The 16448-nt window shown below is 71.0% G+C and carries 14 protein-coding genes; 7 read left to right on the top strand and 7 right to left on the bottom strand.

The features are described 5' to 3' along the window. From HWX14_RS14865 to HWX14_RS14840, 6 genes are read right to left on the bottom strand one after another with little or no spacing between them, the layout of a single operon-like run. The gene (locus HWX14_RS14865; protein WP_175883405.1) at positions 1-1110 is read right to left on the bottom strand and encodes an LLM class flavin-dependent oxidoreductase; all 1110 of its coding nucleotides are present in this window, start codon (positions 1108-1110) and stop codon (positions 1-3) included. Beyond that, entirely contained in the window at positions 1107-1835 is a 729-nt protein-coding gene (locus HWX14_RS14860) for an LLM class flavin-dependent oxidoreductase (protein ID WP_175883404.1), read from the bottom strand. The genes HWX14_RS14865 and HWX14_RS14860 overlap by 4 nt, the downstream gene beginning before the upstream one ends. Continuing rightward, complete coding sequence (locus HWX14_RS14855) at positions 1832-2890, bottom strand: LLM class flavin-dependent oxidoreductase (RefSeq protein WP_175883403.1); 1059 nt, start codon at positions 2888-2890, stop codon at positions 1832-1834. The genes HWX14_RS14860 and HWX14_RS14855 overlap by 4 nt, the downstream gene beginning before the upstream one ends. Continuing rightward, positions 2887-3909, bottom strand: coding sequence for an LLM class flavin-dependent oxidoreductase (locus tag HWX14_RS14850; RefSeq protein ID WP_175883402.1), 1023 nt, complete (start codon positions 3907-3909; stop codon positions 2887-2889). The genes HWX14_RS14855 and HWX14_RS14850 overlap by 4 nt, the downstream gene beginning before the upstream one ends. Continuing rightward, positions 3906-5279, bottom strand: coding sequence for an LLM class flavin-dependent oxidoreductase (locus HWX14_RS14845; protein ID WP_069254677.1), 1374 nt, complete (start codon positions 5277-5279; stop codon positions 3906-3908). Before HWX14_RS14845 ends, HWX14_RS14850 begins: the two co-directional genes overlap by 4 nt. A gap of 11 nt (positions 5280-5290) precedes the next feature. Next, positions 5291-7630: a TonB-dependent receptor gene (locus HWX14_RS14840; protein ID WP_175883401.1), complete on the bottom strand. Its 2340-nt coding sequence runs from the start codon at positions 7628-7630 to the stop codon at positions 5291-5293. A gap of 104 nt (positions 7631-7734) precedes the next feature. Between HWX14_RS14840 and HWX14_RS14835 the strand changes: the two genes are divergently transcribed. Continuing rightward, positions 7735-8787, top strand: a complete 1053-nt coding sequence (locus HWX14_RS14835) for an RNA-guided endonuclease TnpB family protein (protein ID WP_175883400.1) — start codon at positions 7735-7737, stop codon at positions 8785-8787. 43 nt (positions 8788-8830) lie between these two features. Here the strand turns inward: HWX14_RS14835 and HWX14_RS14830 are convergent, their stop codons facing one another. Continuing rightward, the gene (locus HWX14_RS14830) at positions 8831-9169 is read right to left on the bottom strand and encodes a hypothetical protein (protein WP_175883399.1); all 339 of its coding nucleotides are present in this window, start codon (positions 9167-9169) and stop codon (positions 8831-8833) included. On the opposite strand from HWX14_RS14830, the gene HWX14_RS14825 reads away from it, so the two are divergent. From HWX14_RS14825 to HWX14_RS14800, 6 genes are read left to right on the top strand one after another with little or no spacing between them, the layout of a single operon-like run. Then, the gene (locus HWX14_RS14825) at positions 9168-10409 is read left to right on the top strand and encodes an SfnB family sulfur acquisition oxidoreductase (RefSeq protein WP_175883398.1); all 1242 of its coding nucleotides are present in this window, start codon (positions 9168-9170) and stop codon (positions 10407-10409) included. The genes HWX14_RS14830 and HWX14_RS14825 overlap by 2 nt on opposite strands. Next, positions 10409-12037, top strand: a complete 1629-nt coding sequence (locus tag HWX14_RS14820) for an ABC transporter substrate-binding protein (protein WP_244130227.1) — start codon at positions 10409-10411, stop codon at positions 12035-12037. The genes HWX14_RS14825 and HWX14_RS14820 overlap by 1 nt, the downstream gene beginning before the upstream one ends. A 4-nt stretch (positions 12038-12041) precedes the next feature. Then, complete coding sequence (locus HWX14_RS14815; protein WP_175883397.1) at positions 12042-13043, top strand: ABC transporter permease; 1002 nt, start codon at positions 12042-12044, stop codon at positions 13041-13043. After that, a complete protein-coding gene (locus tag HWX14_RS14810) occupies positions 13040-13870 on the top strand; it encodes an ABC transporter permease (RefSeq protein ID WP_175883396.1) in 831 nt (276 codons plus the stop codon). The genes HWX14_RS14815 and HWX14_RS14810 overlap by 4 nt, the downstream gene beginning before the upstream one ends. Next, on the top strand, positions 13867-15564 hold the full coding sequence (locus tag HWX14_RS14805) for an ABC transporter ATP-binding protein (protein WP_175883395.1): 1698 nt from the start codon (positions 13867-13869) through the stop codon (positions 15562-15564). Before HWX14_RS14810 ends, HWX14_RS14805 begins: the two co-directional genes overlap by 4 nt. Then, positions 15561-16445 (top strand): alpha/beta fold hydrolase, encoded by an 885-nt coding sequence (locus HWX14_RS14800; RefSeq protein WP_175883394.1) that lies wholly within the window; start codon positions 15561-15563, stop codon positions 16443-16445. Before HWX14_RS14805 ends, HWX14_RS14800 begins: the two co-directional genes overlap by 4 nt. The last annotated feature ends 3 nt before the right edge of the window (positions 16446-16448 follow it).

Genomic DNA, 16448 nt, shown 5'->3' with positions numbered 1-16448 from the left:
TCACGGCAGGCTCGTGCGTGCCAGGCGCGTGCGGACGCGCGGCAAGACATCCTCGCCCACGCGCGCCGCTTCCTCGAGGTTCGGATACGACGACAGCAGGAACGTCTCGATGCCGAGCGCGCGGTATTCGTGGATGCGCTCGGCGACCTGGTCGTAGCTGCCGACGATCGCGGTGCCCGCGCCGCCGCGGATCAGGCCGACGCCGGCCCACAGGTTCGGATACACCTCCAGTTCGCGCAACGAGCGCAGCGCGCCGCGGCTGAGCGCGGTCTGCCGCTGCTGGCCGACCGACTCGTAGGCGGCGAGCTTGCGCTGCGCGTCGACATAGGTCTGGTCGGAAATCTCGCTGAGCAATTCGTCGGCGCGCGCCCACGCGGCGCGTTCGGTCGCGCGGGCGATCACGTGCACGCGCAGCCCGAAGCGCAGCCGGCGGCCGTGCATCGCGGCCAGCGCGCGCAGCCGCGCGAGCCGCTCGCGCACGGCGTCGGGCGGTTCGCCCCACAGCAGGTACGTATCGGCCTGGCTCGCGGCCACCTGCTCGGCGAGCGTCGACGCGCCGCCGAGATAGAGCGCGGGCGGGGTCGCGAGCGGCACGCCGGCATGCGCGGGGCTCAGCGTGTAGTAGCGGCCGGCGACGGAATGGCCGCCGCCTTGCCACAGACGCCGCAGCACCCGCAGGTATTCGGACGTGCGCTGGTAGCGCGCGTCGTGATCGAGAAAATCGCCGAGCGCGCGCTGCTCGTAGGCGCTCGAGCCGTTCACCGCGAACAGGCGCAGGCGCGCGCCGCTCATGTGTTGCAGGGTCGCGGCCTTGCGCGCGATCTGTTCGGGCTGCTCGAGCCCGGGCCGGAACGTGACGATCAACGCGATGCGCTGCGTCGCGCGCGCGAGCTGCGCGCTGACGAGCCACGGATCCTCGAAGCCCGCGGCCATCGGCAGCAGCAGGCTGTCGAAGCCGGCAGCCTCGGCCGCGCGGGCGACGCCGCGCAGGTATTCGGGCGTCGCCGGCCGATAGTCCTGCATGAAGGTCGGCGGGCGCGGCAGCCCGCTGTTGGCCAGATGCGGCCCGTCGCCGTTGGTCGGCAGGAACCACGCGAAATCCACGCTCATGCATCCCCTCGTCGGCGGTTCGCCCGCTGCGCGGCGCGCGCGCGGCGCGCGGCGTCGAACCGGATCATGCGCCGGAGCGCGACGCCGGCCGGCGGCGGCGCGAGCCCGCGAGCGCGATACGCGTGTTCGACGGCCGCCGCGAGCGGCGGCGCGCTCGCGGGCACCAGCAGCCCGTCGCACCACGACGCGGCGAACGCAATCTCGTGCCGCTCCGCGACCGACCAGTAGACGGGCGGCCGCTGCGCGGCGAGATCGGGCAGGCGCGCATGCTCGGCGCGGTAGTAGGTGCCGCGATATTGCAGCGGCGATTCGGTCGCCCACAGCGCGCGCAGGATCGACAGGAATTCGGCGCTGCGCGCGAGCCGCTGGTCGCGGTTCAGGTGCATCGCGCGATCGGTCGCGTCGACGTCCGGCGCATCGGCTTCGACTGCGAGACCTGCACGGCCGCGGCTCAGCGACTGCAGGCTCTGCGCGAGATGCGCGGCGGCGACGGGCAGCATCGCGCCCGCCTGCAGCGTCACCATCACGCGCAGCGCCGGCAGCGCGTCGACGAGCGCCGCGGCCGCCATCCACGGATCGGGGCCGGTGCGCTGCACGGGCAGCAGGATCGCATCGCAGCCGGCCGACACGCCGGCCTCGGCGATCGCGATCCAGTCGGCCGCCGGGTCCGGCCGCGCGGCGTGGCAGCCGATGTCGAGCCGCAGCAGCAGACGCGACGCGCTCATGCCGCGGCCCGCGCCGGCTGCCAGCCGAGCGCCGGCGCAATCGTTTCCGCGAGCGTGCGCAGCCGGGCCAGCGCGTCGTCGAGCGATGAGCTTTCCGATTGCACGACCGGCAGGAAATAGTCGGCGAACGGGAACAGCGCCGGGTCGTCGCGCAGGCTTTCGATCACGTCGTCCGGATGCCCGTAATGGACGTTCAGCAGCCGCACGATCTGCTCGGGCTCGGTCACGTCGGGATGGCCGCTCGCCGCGAGCCACGGAATGTGCCGCACGACGTCGGGCGCCAGCGCGGCGAGCGCGGTGCGCCGGTCCCGCGCGGGAAACACCGCGCGCACCACGCCGATGCGCGGCCGCGCTGCGTCGGCGTGCGTGCGTTCGCGCCATGCGTCGAGATACGCGTGCGCGAGCGGCAACTGCACGGTGCGCGGATCGTGCACGGCGGTGCCGAGCAGCAGGCCGTTGCCGTGCCGGGCGGCGAACCGCGCGCCGTCGGGCGACGCGTGCGAATGCCACAGGCGTTCGCGCACACCCGGCGCCGCGGGCTGCAGCACGAGCGGCGGCGCATCGTCGGCGGCGCCGCGCGCGACCGGCTGGCCGGCGAGCGCATCCTGAAGGCGTTCGAGCGCGGCCGCGAAGCGCGCCTGGCGCGTGTCGACGTCGAAGCCGAACGCGGCGAACGCGTCGAGGTTCGCGCCGCCGCTGCCGAGCCCGAGTTGCAGCCGGCCGCCGGCCAGCGCATCGAGCACCGCCGCATCCTCGGCGAGCCGCAGCGGATCCTCGAGCGACAGCGTGACGATGCCGGTGCCGAGCTCGATGCGGCGGGTGCGCTGCGCGACGGCGGCCAGCAGCACGAGCGGCGACGGCAGCCGGCCGTACTCCGCGCGGAAATGATGCTGCGCGACGAAGCCGCCGTCGAAGCCGAGCTGTTCCGCCGCGACGAACAGCGTCTCGAGATCCGCGTAGACGCGGCGCGCGTCGCCGGTGCCGTGCACGTGCGTGAGAAAGCCGAGCTTGAACGGCCGGCGCGCGGCCGGTGCGGGAGAGGGCGAATGGGTCATGTCGGGATCGGATCGGAGGTGAACGAAGCGGCTTCGGGCCCGGCGGCGGCCGGCGTCCAGCCGAGCGCCGGTGCGATCGCCGTCGCGACGGCTTCGAGCCGCCGCAGTGCGTCGCGGTGCGAGGTGCTGGCGGTCTGCACCTGCACGACGAGTTCGGTCGTGCCGGGCAGCGCGGGATCGGCATGCAGGGCGGCGGCGATGTCGGCGGGCGCGCCGCGCAGCACGCCGAAGCGGTCCAGCAGCGCGGGGACGTCGGCCGGCGCGGGCGCCGGTACGCCGCCGGCCCGCGCGAGCCGTTCGGCGTAACGCAGGATGTCGGGGCCGAGCGCGGTTTCGACACTCGCCGCATCGGCGCCGGGCACGGCCGCCCGGACGAGCGCGACGCGCGGCGCGTGCGGATGCGTCCATGCGCCGCGATAGCGCGCCACGAGCGCCGCTTCGCCGTCCTGTTCCGGGCGCGTGCGCGCGACGATCAGCCCGTGACCGTTGCGCGCGACCGCCTCGGCCTGGCTGGTCGCTTGCCACAGACGCGCGGCCAGCGTGGGCGCGCCCGGCTGCAGCGTCACGCCGGCCGGGCCGAGCGGCGCGCCGTCCAGCGCGCGCCGCAACGACACGAGCGCCTCGGCCTGCAGCGCCGCGCGCGTATCGAAATCGCGGCCGAACGCGGCGAACACGTCCGGCTCGAAGCCGGCGCCGACGCCGAGCTGCAGGCGGCCGTCGGCCAACGCGTCGAGCACGGCCGCATCCTCGGCGACGCGCAGCACCGATTCGAGCGGCAGCACGATCACGCCGGTGCCGAGCGCGATGCGCCGGGTGCGGCGCGCGGCGGCCGCCAGCAGCACGAGCGGCGACGGCAGCCGGCCCGTTTCGCTGCCGAAATGGTGCTGGGCGACCCACGCGCTGTCGAAGCCGAGCGCTTCCGCCGCGTCGATCAGCGCGAGCGTGTCGTGCAGCACGCGCGGCGACGGGTCGGGCGCGTACACGCGCGTGAGCACGCCGAGACGGAACGGGCGCGTCATGCGGCGCCTCCGCCGACGGGCGCGACCGTATCGCCGCGCAGCGACGACGGGCGACGAAAGAATGGCGGCCGTGGCAGCCCGAGCTGATCGCGCAGCGTCGGGCCTTCGTATTCGGTGCGGAACAGCCCGCGGCGCTGCAGTTCGGGCACGACGAGATCGACGAAATCGTCGAGGCCGCCGGGCACCCATGCGAACGCGACGTTGAACCCGTCGGCGCCGTATGACCGGAACCATTCCTCGAAGCGATCGGCGATGGTCTTCGGCGTGCCGGTCACGACGCCCGCGCTGGCAAAGCGCTCGTAGAGCTGGCGGATCGTCAGGTTCTCGCGGCGCGCGAGATCGACGATCAGCTGCTGGCGGCTCTTGCTGCGATTGCTCGGCGGCAGCTCGGGCAGCGGGCCGTCGAGCGGATAGCCGGACAGGTCGAAATCGCCCGCGTTGTCGGCGAGCAGCCGCAGCCCGAGCACCGGGTCGATCAGGTCCTGCAGCGCGCGCAGCTTGTCGCGCGCGTCGGCCTCGGTCGCGCCGACGATCGGCATCACGCCGGGCAGGATCTTCAGGTGCTCGGGGCGGCGGCCGTATTGCGCGAGGCGGCCCTTGACGTCCGCATAGAACGCCTGCGCGTCGTCGAGCCGGTGCTGCGCGGTGAAGATCACTTCCGCGCAGCGCGCCGCGAGCTCGCGGCCCGCGTCCGACGAGCCGGCCTGCACGAGCACCGGATGCCCCTGCGGCGCGCGCGCGACGTTCAGCGGGCCGCGCACGCTGAAGTGCGGCCCGTGATGATCGAGCACGTGCAGCTTGCGATGATCGAAATGCAGGCCGGCCGCCTTGTCCTCGATGAATGCGTCGTCCTCCCAGCTGTCCCAGAGCCCGGCCACGACGCGCTGGAACTCGTCGGCGCGCGCGTAGCGGTCGGCGTGCGCGAGGTGCGGCGCCGCGCCGAAGTTCGCCGCTTCATCGGGCACCACCGACGTGACGAGATTCCACCCGGCGCGCCCGCCGCTCAGGTGATCGAGCGACGCGAACTTGCGGGCGATGTGGTAGGGCGCGTTGTAGGTCGTCGTCGCGGTCGCGATCAGCCCGATGCGGTGCGTGACCGCCGCGAGCGCGGCGAGCAGCGTGAGCGGCTCGAAGGTGTCGGCGCGCGCGCTGCGGCGTAGCGAATCGATGTGGCTGCCCTGCGTGGCGACCACGTCCGCGACGAACAGCGCATCGAGCTTGCCGCGCTCGGCCGTCTGCGCCATCCGGCGGAAATGCGCGAAGTCGCGATTGCCGTTCGGCTGCGCGAGCGGATGGCGCCAGCCGACCACATGGCTGCCGCCGCCGTTGAGCATCGCGTTGAGTTTCAGGGTGTCGGTGCGGCGCGTCATCCGGCGATTCCTCAATACGTGTAGGTCACGCGCACGCCCACGGTGCGCGGCTGGCCCGCGGCGGCGACGTTGGTGCCGGGCAGGAAGAAGTTCTTCGTCAGGTCGTACTGGCGGTTGAACAGGTTGCGCGCCCACAGCGCGACGTCCCAGTGCCGGTCGGGCGACGTGACGGTCAAGCTCGCGTTGACGAGCCAGTAGCTGTCGACCGTGTAGTTCGGACCGAGCAGCAGCAATTGCGAATACGCGTCGCGGTAGCTGTAGTTGGTCTCCGCGCGCAGCCGGTAGCCGCCGGCGAGCCAGCTGTACGCGACCTGTCCGCCGTAGCTCAGGCGCGGGAAGCTGAGCGCGGTGCCGTTGTAGTCGGTGAACACGTTGTGGCCGCTGGCCGCCGACGCCTGCGTGTTGTACGTGACGAACGGCGACGTGTACTTGCCGCTCTTGTAGCCGACGTACTGCGAGATTTCGAGCCCGCGCACCGGCTGCCATTTCAGGTCGGTCTCGAAGCCGTCGATGCGCGATTTCGGCGCGTTGACGAACGTGCCGATCAGCGATTGCGAGTTCGGGTCGAAGGTCGCCGACAGCACCTGCTGGTCGTGATAGTCGTAATGGAACGCCGACGCGTTCCAGCGCAGCGAGCGCGTGAGGTCGGCCTTGAAGCCCACTTCGTACGCGGTCAGCGATTCCGGCTTGAACGGCGCGAGCGCGTTCGAATTGCCGGTGTTGTGCGCGGTGAAGCCGCCCGACTTGTAGCCGCGGCTGACGGTCGTGTAAAGCATCGTCGCCGGGGCGAGGTCGAATTCGAGGCCGACCTTGCCGGACGTGCCGTTCGACGTCAGCGACTGGTTCGCGTCGCCGCCCTGGAAGCCCGCGAACGGCACGAACGACGGCGTCAGCATGCCGGACGCGAAGCCGCGCAGTTCGCGCTTCTCGTGTTCCTGGCGCACGCCGACGATGCCGCGCAGGCGTTTCGTGATGTCGTAGGTCGCCTGGCCGTAGACGCCGAGCGTATCGACCGACTGCCGGTAGCGCGTGAGCGCGATGAAGCCGAGCCGGTCGCTGAAGTCGGAATAGAACTTCTCGTCGAGATCGTCGTGCGAGTAGAACAGGCCGGTGACCCAGCGCAGCCGCGTGTCGCCGCGCGACGACGCGCGCAGCTCCTGCGTGACTTCATTGACGGTGTCGTCGAAGTATTCGTCGGAGTCGTGGTATTGGGTTGCGTCCCAGTCCGAATACTCGCGGCGGTGCAGGTAGTTGTACGCGGTGATGCTCTTCAGCTCGACCGGGCCGAGGTTCCACGTCGCGGTCAGGTCGACGCCGCCGTTCACGTTGTCGCGCCCCGGCTTCGCATCGGTCGACAGGCCCGTCACGCGCGAGAACGCGGGGCTCACGCCCCAGCCCGTCTTCGTGTGGTCGGCGTCGGCCGGGATCACCTCGCCGGTCTTGGCCGACGTGTACGGCGAAAACAGGTAGAGCCCCGTGTTGTCGGACTTGTCGAAACCGCCGTGCGCGCCGAAGTGCAGCTTGAAATCGCGCGCGACGTCCCAGTCGAGCTGCGCGCGCGCGGCGGCGCTGTCGTGGTTGCCGAGCGTCTGGTTGGTCGCGCGGTTGTTCTGCCACGCGCCGAAGTCCTGCGTCGTGAACGCGAAACGGCCGCGCACGCGGTCGCTCAGCGGCCCGGACACGTAGCCTTCGGTCGTCAGCAGGTTGTGCGTGCCGTATTCGACGCTCGCGCCGGCTTCGAAATCGCGGGTCGGCTGGTTCGTGATGAAGTTCACCGTGCCGCCCGTCGTGTTGCGGCCGTACAGCGTGCCCTGCGGGCCGCGCAGCACTTCGACGCGCGCGATGTCGAACAGTTGCCCCTGGGTCTGGATCGGCAGCGCGTAGGCAACATCGTCGACGTTGATGCCGACCGTCGACGCGTTGTTCGACGTGTAGTCGTTGAAGCCGACGCCGCGAATCCGGAACTGCGGCTGGCCGCCGCCGAACGCGGGCTCGACTTCGACGCTCGCGGTCGCGTGCTGCAGGTCGTTGACGGTCTCGACGTTCAGCGTCTTCAGGTCGTTGCCCGACAGGACCGACATCGACGTGCCGACGCGCTGCGCCGATTGCCGCCGCCGCTGCGCCGTGACGATCACGTCCTTCAACTGCGCCTCCGCGACCGGCGCGCCGCTGTTCGCACGCGTCGCGCCGGAGGCTGCCGCCGCCGGGTTGGTCGATGCAGCCGATGCCGCCGGTGCGGCCGCGGCCGCCGACGCGGCGATCGGCGCCGCGGTCGCGGCCGGCTGCTGCTGCGCATGCAGCGCCGGCGCGGCGGCCAGCAGTGCCGATGCGCCGAGTGAGGCGCTCAACATCGTGTATTTCATCAGAATTTGCTCCGAGAGACCCCGTCCTTCAGGACGGGGAGGAAAGGGGTGCTGTTGACAGGCAGCTTCTTCCACGGGTTAGGATCACCTGCATGATCCTTGTCTACCGCTACCGGGTGAAATCGCTCAACGGACTGCTTAACAAGCAGAGCCGTGTGGTGAACTACGTCTGGAACTTCTGCAATGACACACAGAAGCACGCGCTGAAGTGGAACAAGAAGTGGCCGACCGGTTTCGACTTGAACGTGCTGACGACCGGCAGCAGCAAGGAACTCGGTATTCACTCCGGCACGGTCAACGCGACGTGCGAGCAATACGCGAAGTCGCGCAGCCAGCACCGTCGGCCCTGCCTGCGCTATCGCGGCAGGAAGTCGCTGGGCTGGGTGCCGCTGAAGGGCCGTGACCTGAAGCGCGAGGGTGACGCGTTTCGCTTTGCCGGCAACACCTTCCGCGTGTTCAACAGCCGCCCGCTTCCCGAAGGCAAGATCAAGGACGGGACCAACTTTGCGCAGGATGCACGCGGCAACTGGTTTCTCAATATCGTGATCGAGATGCCGGATGTTCCGGCACGACCTATCCGTTCCGGTGTGGGCATCGACCTCGGCCTGAAAGACTTCGCCACACTTTCGACCGGAGAAAAACTGCCGAATGACCGGTTCGGCCGACGCGCGGCGGAAAAGCTCGCGAAAGCGCAGCGGGCGCGAAAGCACAAGCGACATATCGCGAAGCTGCATGCCAAAGTTGCAAACGCCCGTGCCGATTTCCAGCACAAGCTCGCGCTCGATCTGATGCGGCGGTTCGATTACATCGCGGTCGGCAACGTGTCGGCCGTCAAACTTGCCAGAACCAGGATGGCGAAGAGCGTCTACGACGCGTCCTGGTCGTCCTTCCGAAACAAGCTCCGCTACAAGGCGATCGCGCACGGAGCCACGTTCGAGGAAGTCGACGAAAGCGGTTCGACCCAGTCCTGTTCGTCGTGTGGGTCGAAAGACAGCACGACGCGGCCGAAAGGTATCGCGGGGCTGCGAATAAGAGAATGGACCTGCAGTGGATGTGGTGTCGTGCATGATCGTGATATCAACGCTGCGCTGAACATTCTCCGATGCGGACGTGCATCGCCAGGTGTGGGAATCCTCCGCCTTTAGGCGGTGGAGGACGTCAACCGTATATCCCCAAATCGAAGCGTTGTTATGCGTGTGGTCCGGCGCGGCATCGGATCGATGGCGGCTCGGCAGTGCGTGAGCGGGGCTTTGCAACAGGCGTGCCAATGGGCGCTCGGGCGCGCCCCATAACGGCCTGAGGCCGAAAGCACCTGCCGGACGCCGCCGCGTGCGCGCCTGCGTTCCAGTCGTTTTGCTGGATTTCCAGCAGCGCCGCCGCGCCGCGCGCGGCGTGCTGCATTTGCGGCATCTCGCTGGAAATCCAGCGCGCCGCGTGCGGTGCGACGGCCGCACAGGCCGACAGGACGGCATTGGCATGGTGCTTGCTGTCGACGGAAGCCATGCACCCGTCCACGAGGATCTTCATGAACGCTTTCACGTCCGCCGACACGCCGGCCCGCGCGTCGTCCCCGCTGTCCTCCCGTCCGCCCGCGAGCCGCATCGCCGACGACGCGCATGCGCTCGAAACCGCGCGCCGGCTCGCCGACGAACTGGCGCGCGATGCGGCGCTGCGCGACCGCGAGCGCCGCCTGCCGTTCGCGGAGCTCGACCTGTTCTCGGGCAGCGGGCTGTGGGGCATCACGGTGCCGCGCGCGTTCGGCGGCGCGGAGGTGTCGCTCGCGACGCTCGGCGAAGTCGTGCGGACCATCGCGCAGGCGGACCCGTCGATCGGCCAGTTGCCGAAGAATCACTTCCACGCGCTCGACGTGATCCGGCTGACGGGCGACGATGCGCAGCGCCGCAAGTTCTTCGGCCTCGTGCTCGACGGCGCGCGGATCGGCCATGCGGCGTCCGAGCGCGGCACGAAGAACGCGCTCGAGATCGGCACGCGGCTGTCGCGGCGCGGCGGGCGGCTCGTGCTCGACGGCCAGAAGTTCTATTCGACGGGCGCGCTGTTCGCCGACTGGATCGCGGTGCTCGCGCTCGACGACGACGGCCGCTACGTGCAGGCGCTGGTCGAGCGCGACCGGCCGGGGCTCGACATCGTCGACGACTGGAGCGGCTTCGGGCAGCGCACGACGGCGAGCGGCACGCTGACCTTGTCGGGCGTGGAGGTCGACGAGCAGGACGTGGTGTCGATCCAGGCCGCGTTCGAGCGCCCGACGCTCGCGGGCCCGGTGTCGCAGTACCTGCACGCGAACATCGACGTCGGCATCGCGCGCGCGGCGCTGGCCGACACGCTGGACTTCGTGCGCACGCGCAGCCGGCCGTGGGCCGACAGCGGGATCGCGCGCGCGTCCGACGATCCGTACGTGATCCGCGACGTCGCGGACGTGCAGGTTCGGCTGCTCGCGACCGAAGCGCTGCTCGACCGCGCGGCCGCGGCGCTCGACGCGTTGCCGGCCGAACTCGACGATGCGCAGGTTGCGCATGCATCGGTGCAGGTCGCGGCCGCGAAGGTGCTGAGCACCGAGCTCGCGATTCTCGCGACCAACAAGCTGTTCGAACTGTCGGGCACGCGCTCGGTGCTGAGCGAATACAACCTCGACCGTCACTGGCGCAATGCGCGCACCCATACGCTGCACGACCCGGTGCGCTGGAAATACCACGCGATCGGCAACTACGTGCTCAACCACGTGAACCCGCCGCGCCACGGCTACCTGTGATGACCGATACGCTCCCGACTCCATCGCCGTTCGCGCCGAAGGACCCGGCGCGGCGCCGCTATGCGCTCGCCGCCGCGTGGGCTGCGGCCGGCCTCGGCGGCGCGGCCCGCGTGTTCGCGGCGGACACCGCGGCCGCGCCGGTGCGCGGCGGCACGCTGTCGCTGTTCGCGCAGCCCGAGCCGCCGTCGCTCGTCAACGCGCTGACGCCGCACGTCGCGTCGCAATACGTCGGCGGCAAGATCTTCCAGGGGCTGCTCGGCTTCGACCCGCAACTGCGCGCGGTGCCGGTGCTCGCGCGCAGCTGGCGCGCGTCGGCCGACGCGCTGACGTACACGTTCGACCTGCAGCCGGGCGTGCGCTGGCACGACGGGCAGCCGTTCGGCGCGCAGGACGTGGTCGTCACGCTGAAGGAAATCGCGCCGCAGGCGTTGCCGCGCACGAAGGTGACGTTCGACAAGTACGTCGCGTCGATCGATGCGAGCGGCCCGCTGCAGGTGACGATCCGCCTGAAGCAGCCGTACGCGGGACTGATCAACCTGCTCGGCAGCGGGCTGCTGCCGATCTTGCCGGCGCACCTGTACCAGGGCAAGGATCCGCGCGGCAATCCCGCGAACCAGCATCCGGTCGGCACCGGCCCGTTCGTGTTCCGCGAATGGAAGCGCGGCGCGTACATCCGTGTCGCGCGCAACCCGGATTACTGGAAGAAGGGGCTGCCGTATCTCGACGGGATCGTGTTCAACGTCGTGCCCGACGCGGCCGCGCGCTCGATCGCGTTCGAACGCGGGCAGATCCATGCGCTGCGCGCGGGCGACGTCGACTACGCGGACATCGCGCGGCTCGCGAAGCTGCCGGGCGTCGCGATCACGACGCAGGGCTGGGAGCTGTTCACGGGAATGGCCTTTCTCGAACTGAACCAGCGCAAGCCGCCGTTCGACAACGTGCTCGTGCGGCAAGCGGTGCTGCATGCGCTCGATCGCCAGTTCATCGTCGACCGGATCTTCTTCGGCTACGGAAAGGTCGCGAACGGGCCGTTCGTGTCGTCGTCGCCGTTCTACGATCCGAACGTGCCGCGCTTCGCATACGACCCGGAGCGGGCGCGCGCGCTGATCCGCCAGTCGGGCGTCGACGTCGGCAAGTTTCCGCTCGTGCTGATCAACGGCGAGAAGGGCGGCGCGTGGGAGCGGGTGGCCGAATACACGCAGCAGGCGCTCGGGCAGGCCGGCTTCCGGCTGCGCGTGCAGACGACCGATGCGGCCGGCTGGTATGCGCGCGTCGCGAACTGGGATTTCGACCTGAGCTACAACTTCCTGTTCCAGAACGCGGACCCGGATTTCGGCGTCGCGCCGCTGTACCGGATCGACGGCATCTCGAAGGGCTCGCCGTTCGGCAACGTCGAGGGCTACCGCAATCCGCAGGCCGACGCGCTGTGGGACGCGGCCGCGCTGGACACCGATCCGGCCGCGCGCCGCGCGCGCTATGCGCAGCTCCAGACCACGCTCGCGAACGACGCGGCGATCGCGAACATCTTCGAGATGGTGAACCCGACGGTGTACCGGCGCAACGTCCACAACCTGCTGCGCACGGCCACCAGCGTGAACGACAGCCTCGAGGACACGTGGATCGGATGACGCGATGAACACGGCGCTGCGCTTGACGTCGACGGTGCTCCGGGGCCTTGCGGTCGTGCTGGGCGTGCTGGTCGTGAACTTCTTCCTGATCCGGCTCGCGCCGGGCGACCCCGCGCTGATGCTCGCCGGCGACGCGGGCTCGGGCGACGCCGCGTACGTCGAGCGGCTGCGCGCGCAGCTCGGGCTGAGCCGGCCGCTCGTCGAGCAGTTCGCGCTGTATCTGCGCGATCTCGCGCACGTCGATTTCGGCTTCTCGTACCGCAACCAGCTGCCGGTGCTGCAGCTCGTCGCGGACCGCCTGCCCGCGACGCTGCTGCTGATGGCGGCCGCGTTCGCCGTGTCGGTCGTCGCGGGCGTGACGGCAGGGGCGATCGCCGCGTATGGCGAGTCGCGCGGCGGCCCGTGGGCGCGCCGCGTGGCACGCGCGATCGGTGCGTTCTCGGTGATCGTCTATGCGACGCCGTTGTTCTGGCTGTCGCTGATGAGCGTGATCGCGTTCTCGGTGATGCTCGGCTGGCTGCCGTCGTTCGGAATGGAAAGCGTCGGCGCCGGCTATACGGGGTGGCGCCACGCGCTCGACGTGGCCGCGCACCTGGTGCTGCCGGCCACGACGCTCGGGCTCGTGTACGGCGCGATCTACGTGCAGCTCACGCGCGCCGCGATGCTCGAGGTGATCGAACGCGAGTTCGTGCGCACCGCGCGTGCGAAAGGCGCGTCCGAGCCGCGCGTGCTGATCCGCCACGTGCTGCGCAACGCGCTGTTGCCGGTCGTCACGCTCGGCGGGCTGCAGCTCGGCCAGCTCGCGGGCGGCGCGCTCGTGACCGAGATCGTGTTCGCGTGGCCGGGCCTCGGCGGACTGATGTACGACGCGCTGCTGCAGCGCGACTATCCGGTGCTGCTCGGGCTGCTCGCCGTGGTCGCGGCGCTCGTGGTGCTGTTCAATGCGTTGACCGACCTGCTGTACGGGATCGTCGATCCGCGCATCGACTGGCGGGGGGCGCGATGACGCGCGGCTTCCTGCGCCGATTCGTGCGAGCGCGCGGCGCGGCGGCCGGCATGCTGTTTCTGGCCGTCGTCGCGCTCGTTGCACTGAGCGCGCCGCTGTGGCTGCCGTCGCCGTGGCGGATGGCCGGCGAGCCGTTGCTGCGGCCGCTTCAGGCCGGCCATCCGCTCGGCACCGACATGCTCGGGCGCGACGTGCTGATCGCGCTGCTGTGGAGTGCGCGCGTGTCGCTGTTCGTCGGGCTCGCGGCGACGGTTGCGACCTTTGCGCTCGGTGCGTCGATCGGCGCGCTCGCGGGCTGGTGCGGCGGCTGGATCGACCGGGCGCTGATGGCGGTCACGACGCTGTTCCAGACCGTGCCGCAGTTCGCGGTCGCGGTGACGATCGCGGCCGTACTCGGCGCGTCGCTCGAATCGACGATCGTCGCGATCGCCGCCGTGTCGTGGCCGGCCATCGCGCGGCTCGTGCGCGGCGAATTCATCGGGCTCGCGCAACGGGAATTCGTGCTCGCCGCGCGGCTCGCGGGTGAGTCGCCCACCGCGCTCGTGCGGCGCCAGATCCTGCCGCACGTCTGGCCGCCGCTCGCGGTGCTGGCCGCGCTGATGGTCGCGACCGCGATCCTCACCGAATCGGCGCTGTCGTTTCTCGGGCTCGGCGATCCGTCGCAGATGAGCTGGGGCTTCATGATCGGCGCGGCGCGCAACGTGGTGCGCGACGCGTGGTGGCTGAGCGTCTGGCCGGGGCTCGCGATCGTCGCGACCGCGCTCGCGATCAACCGGGTCGGCGAAGGGTTGCGCCACGCGTCGGCGCTTGCGGAGCACGGGCGATGAGCGGCGCGCCGCTGTTGTCGATCGAGCGGCTCACGCTCGCGTTGCCGGCGGGCGCGGAGCGCCGCGACGCGGTGCGCGACGTGTCGCTGACGCTCGCGCCCGGCGAGGTGCTGTGCGTGGTCGGCGCGTCGGGGTCGGGCAAGTCGCTGCTCGCGGCCGCGATCGCCGGCCTGCTGCCGCGCGGCGTGCGGCACGCGGGTGGACGTATCGTGCTGAGCGGCCGCGACCTCGCGCAGTGCAGCGACGCCGAATGGCGCGCGATTCGCGGCCGCGACGTGTCGATGATCTTCCAGGAGCCGCTCGCCGCGCTGAATCCGCTGATGACGGTCGGCGCGCAGGTCGACGAGGTGCTGCGCGTGCATCGTGTGCTGAGCGGCCGCGGCGGCGGTGCGGCGCGCGCCGCGCGCGTGACGGCGCTGTTGCGCGACGTCGGCCTGCCGGAGCCCGAGCGGCTGCGGCATGCGTATCCCGATGCGCTGTCGGGCGGCCAGCGCCAGCGCGTGCTGATCGCGATGGCGCTCGCGCTCGAACCGGCGCTGCTGATCGCGGACGAACCGACCACCGCGCTCGACGTCACCACGCAGGCGCGCATCCTCGCGCTGATCGAGCACGCGGCACGCACGCGGCGAACCGGCGTGCTGCTGATCACGCACGACTTCGGCGTGGTCGCGCGCGTCGCCGATCGTGTCGTGGTGTTGCGCGACGGCGAACCGGTCGAGAGCGGCCGCGCGGCCGACGTGCTGCGTGCGCCGCGCCATCCTTACACGCGCGCGCTGCTCGATGCGGTGCCGCACGGCCGCGTCGAGCCGCGCACCGTCATTCGCAGCGGCGTGCCGGTGCTGGACGCGCACGGCTTGCGCAAGCGCTATGCGCCGCGCCGCGCGTTGCCGTTCCTGCCGGCGCGCGGCCGGCGCGGCGTCGATGCGCTGATCGACGTCGGCTTCACGCTGCATGCCGGCGAGACGCTCGGCATCGTCGGCGAATCGGGCTCGGGGAAGTCGACGCTCGCGCGTGCGCTGGTGCGGCTCGCGCGGGTGGATGCGGGGCGCATCGTCCTGCGCGGCGAGCACGATCTCGCGCGTCTGCCGGAACGGGCGTTGCGGCCGCTGCGCCGCGACATCCAGATGGTGTTTCAGGACCCGTATGCATCGCTGAACACGCGTCAGACGATCGCGCAGATCGTCGCGACCGGCCTGCTCGCGCAGGGTGTCGGCCGCCGCGACGCGTATCGGCGGGCGGCCGAGCTGCTCGCGCAGGTCGGCTTGCCGCCGGATGCGCTCGACCGCTATCCGCACGAATTTTCCGGCGGGCAGCGCCAACGGATCAGCCTCGCGCGTGCGCTGGCGCTCGATCCGTCGATCCTCGTGGCCGACGAGATGGTGTCGGGGCTCGACGTGTCGGTGCAGGCGCAGGTGCTCGACCTGCTCGCGTCGGTGCAGCGAAGCCGCGCGATGGCGATCGTGTTCGTCACGCACGACCTGCGCGTCGCCGCGCAGATCTGCGACCGGATCGCGGTGATGCAGGCGGGGCGGATCGTCGAGCTGGGCGACACCGCGCAAGTCTTCGGCGCCGCGCGCCATCCGTACACGCGTGCGTTGCTCGACGCGATGCCGGTATTGCCGGCGCGCGTGGTCGCGAACGGCACGGCGGAGCCAGCCACGCGTGCTCATCGCATCAACGAGGAACAATCATGACCTCCGTTTCGAACGTCGCGGCCGATGCATCGGTCGTCGTGGCCGGCGTACCGGTCGAGGTGCGCGCGGGGCGCACGCTGAGTGTCGCGCATCGCGCCGCGCCGCACGGCTCGCCGCATGCGGGCACGGTGCTGTTCTTCGCGCACGGCGGCGGCGGCAACAAGAATCAGTGGCGTGCGCAGTGGCGCACGTTCGCCGATGCGGGCTACGAACTCGTCGCATGGGATTTTCTCGGCCATGGCGACAGCCCGCGCCCGCCCGCGCGAAACGGCGCGTACCACGGCGACGCAACGTTGCTCGACTATCTCACGCTGTTCGACCGCTACAAGGGCGCGCGCAACGTGCTCATCGCGCATTCGCTCGGCACCGGCAGCACGCTCGCATTGCTCGATCGGCTGGCGACGCTCGGGCGGCTGCACGAAGCGAGCGGCGCGCTGCTGCTCGGCACGCAGCTCGCGCGCCCCGTGACACGGCCCCTGGCGTTGCCGGGCTGGCTGCTCGAATGGATCAAGCCGGTGTTCGCGCGGCGGTTTCGGCGGCTCGCCTGGCATCCGCAGGCCGATCCGGCGCTCGTCGCGTACGAGTCGCGCGTGGCGCGCCGCAACCGGATGACGACGTTCCAGGCCGTGCTGCGCGACGCGCCGTGGCCCGACGCGGCGCGGCTGGCGACGCTCGACTTGCCGGTCGCCGTGCTGGCCGGCGATGCCGACGGCCTGACGCCGCCGGCCGGTGGGCGTGCACTGGCCGATGCGTTGCCGAATGCGACGTTCGACGTGCTTTCCGCCTGTGGGCATCAATTGATGCTCGAGCGGCCCGACGAGGTCGGCGCCGCATTGCGTGTGCTGCTCGAGCGCGCGGTTCAGCCGGCGCCGTCGGCGTGAGTG

The organism is Burkholderia sp. BCC0044 (assembly GCF_902832955.1).
Classification (GTDB): domain Bacteria; phylum Pseudomonadota; class Gammaproteobacteria; order Burkholderiales; family Burkholderiaceae; genus Burkholderia.
This window is presented reverse-complemented; position numbering and strand designations above follow the sequence as displayed.

Bases quoted from the DNA above. Each gene is read 5' to 3' on its own strand.
- HWX14_RS14855 (WP_175883403.1), bottom strand. From the start codon at position 2,890: ATGACCCATTCGCCCTCTCCCGCACCGGCCGCGCGCCGGCCGTTCAAG.
- HWX14_RS14815 (WP_175883397.1), top strand. From the start codon at position 12,042: ATGAACACGGCGCTGCGCTTGACGTCGACGGTGCTCCGGGGCCTTGCG.
- HWX14_RS14800 (WP_175883394.1), top strand. From the start codon at position 15,561: ATGACCTCCGTTTCGAACGTCGCGGCCGATGCATCGGTCGTCGTGGCC.
- HWX14_RS14830 (WP_175883399.1), bottom strand. From the start codon at position 9,169: ATGAAGATCCTCGTGGACGGGTGCATGGCTTCCGTCGACAGCAAGCAC.
- HWX14_RS14865 (WP_175883405.1), bottom strand. From the start codon at position 1,110: ATGAGCGTGGATTTCGCGTGGTTCCTGCCGACCAACGGCGACGGGCCG.
- HWX14_RS14835 (WP_175883400.1), top strand. From the start codon at position 7,735: ATGATCCTTGTCTACCGCTACCGGGTGAAATCGCTCAACGGACTGCTT.
- HWX14_RS14860 (WP_175883404.1), bottom strand. From the start codon at position 1,835: ATGAGCGCGTCGCGTCTGCTGCTGCGGCTCGACATCGGCTGCCACGCC.
- HWX14_RS14840 (WP_175883401.1), bottom strand. From the start codon at position 7,630: ATGTTGAGCGCCTCACTCGGCGCATCGGCACTGCTGGCCGCCGCGCCG.
- HWX14_RS14845 (WP_069254677.1), bottom strand. From the start codon at position 5,279: ATGACGCGCCGCACCGACACCCTGAAACTCAACGCGATGCTCAACGGC.
- HWX14_RS14805 (WP_175883395.1), top strand. From the start codon at position 13,867: ATGAGCGGCGCGCCGCTGTTGTCGATCGAGCGGCTCACGCTCGCGTTG.
- HWX14_RS14825 (WP_175883398.1), top strand. From the start codon at position 9,168: ATGAACGCTTTCACGTCCGCCGACACGCCGGCCCGCGCGTCGTCCCCG.
- HWX14_RS14820 (WP_244130227.1), top strand. From the start codon at position 10,409: ATGACCGATACGCTCCCGACTCCATCGCCGTTCGCGCCGAAGGACCCG.
- HWX14_RS14850 (WP_175883402.1), bottom strand. From the start codon at position 3,909: ATGACGCGCCCGTTCCGTCTCGGCGTGCTCACGCGCGTGTACGCGCCC.
- HWX14_RS14810 (WP_175883396.1), top strand. From the start codon at position 13,040: ATGACGCGCGGCTTCCTGCGCCGATTCGTGCGAGCGCGCGGCGCGGCG.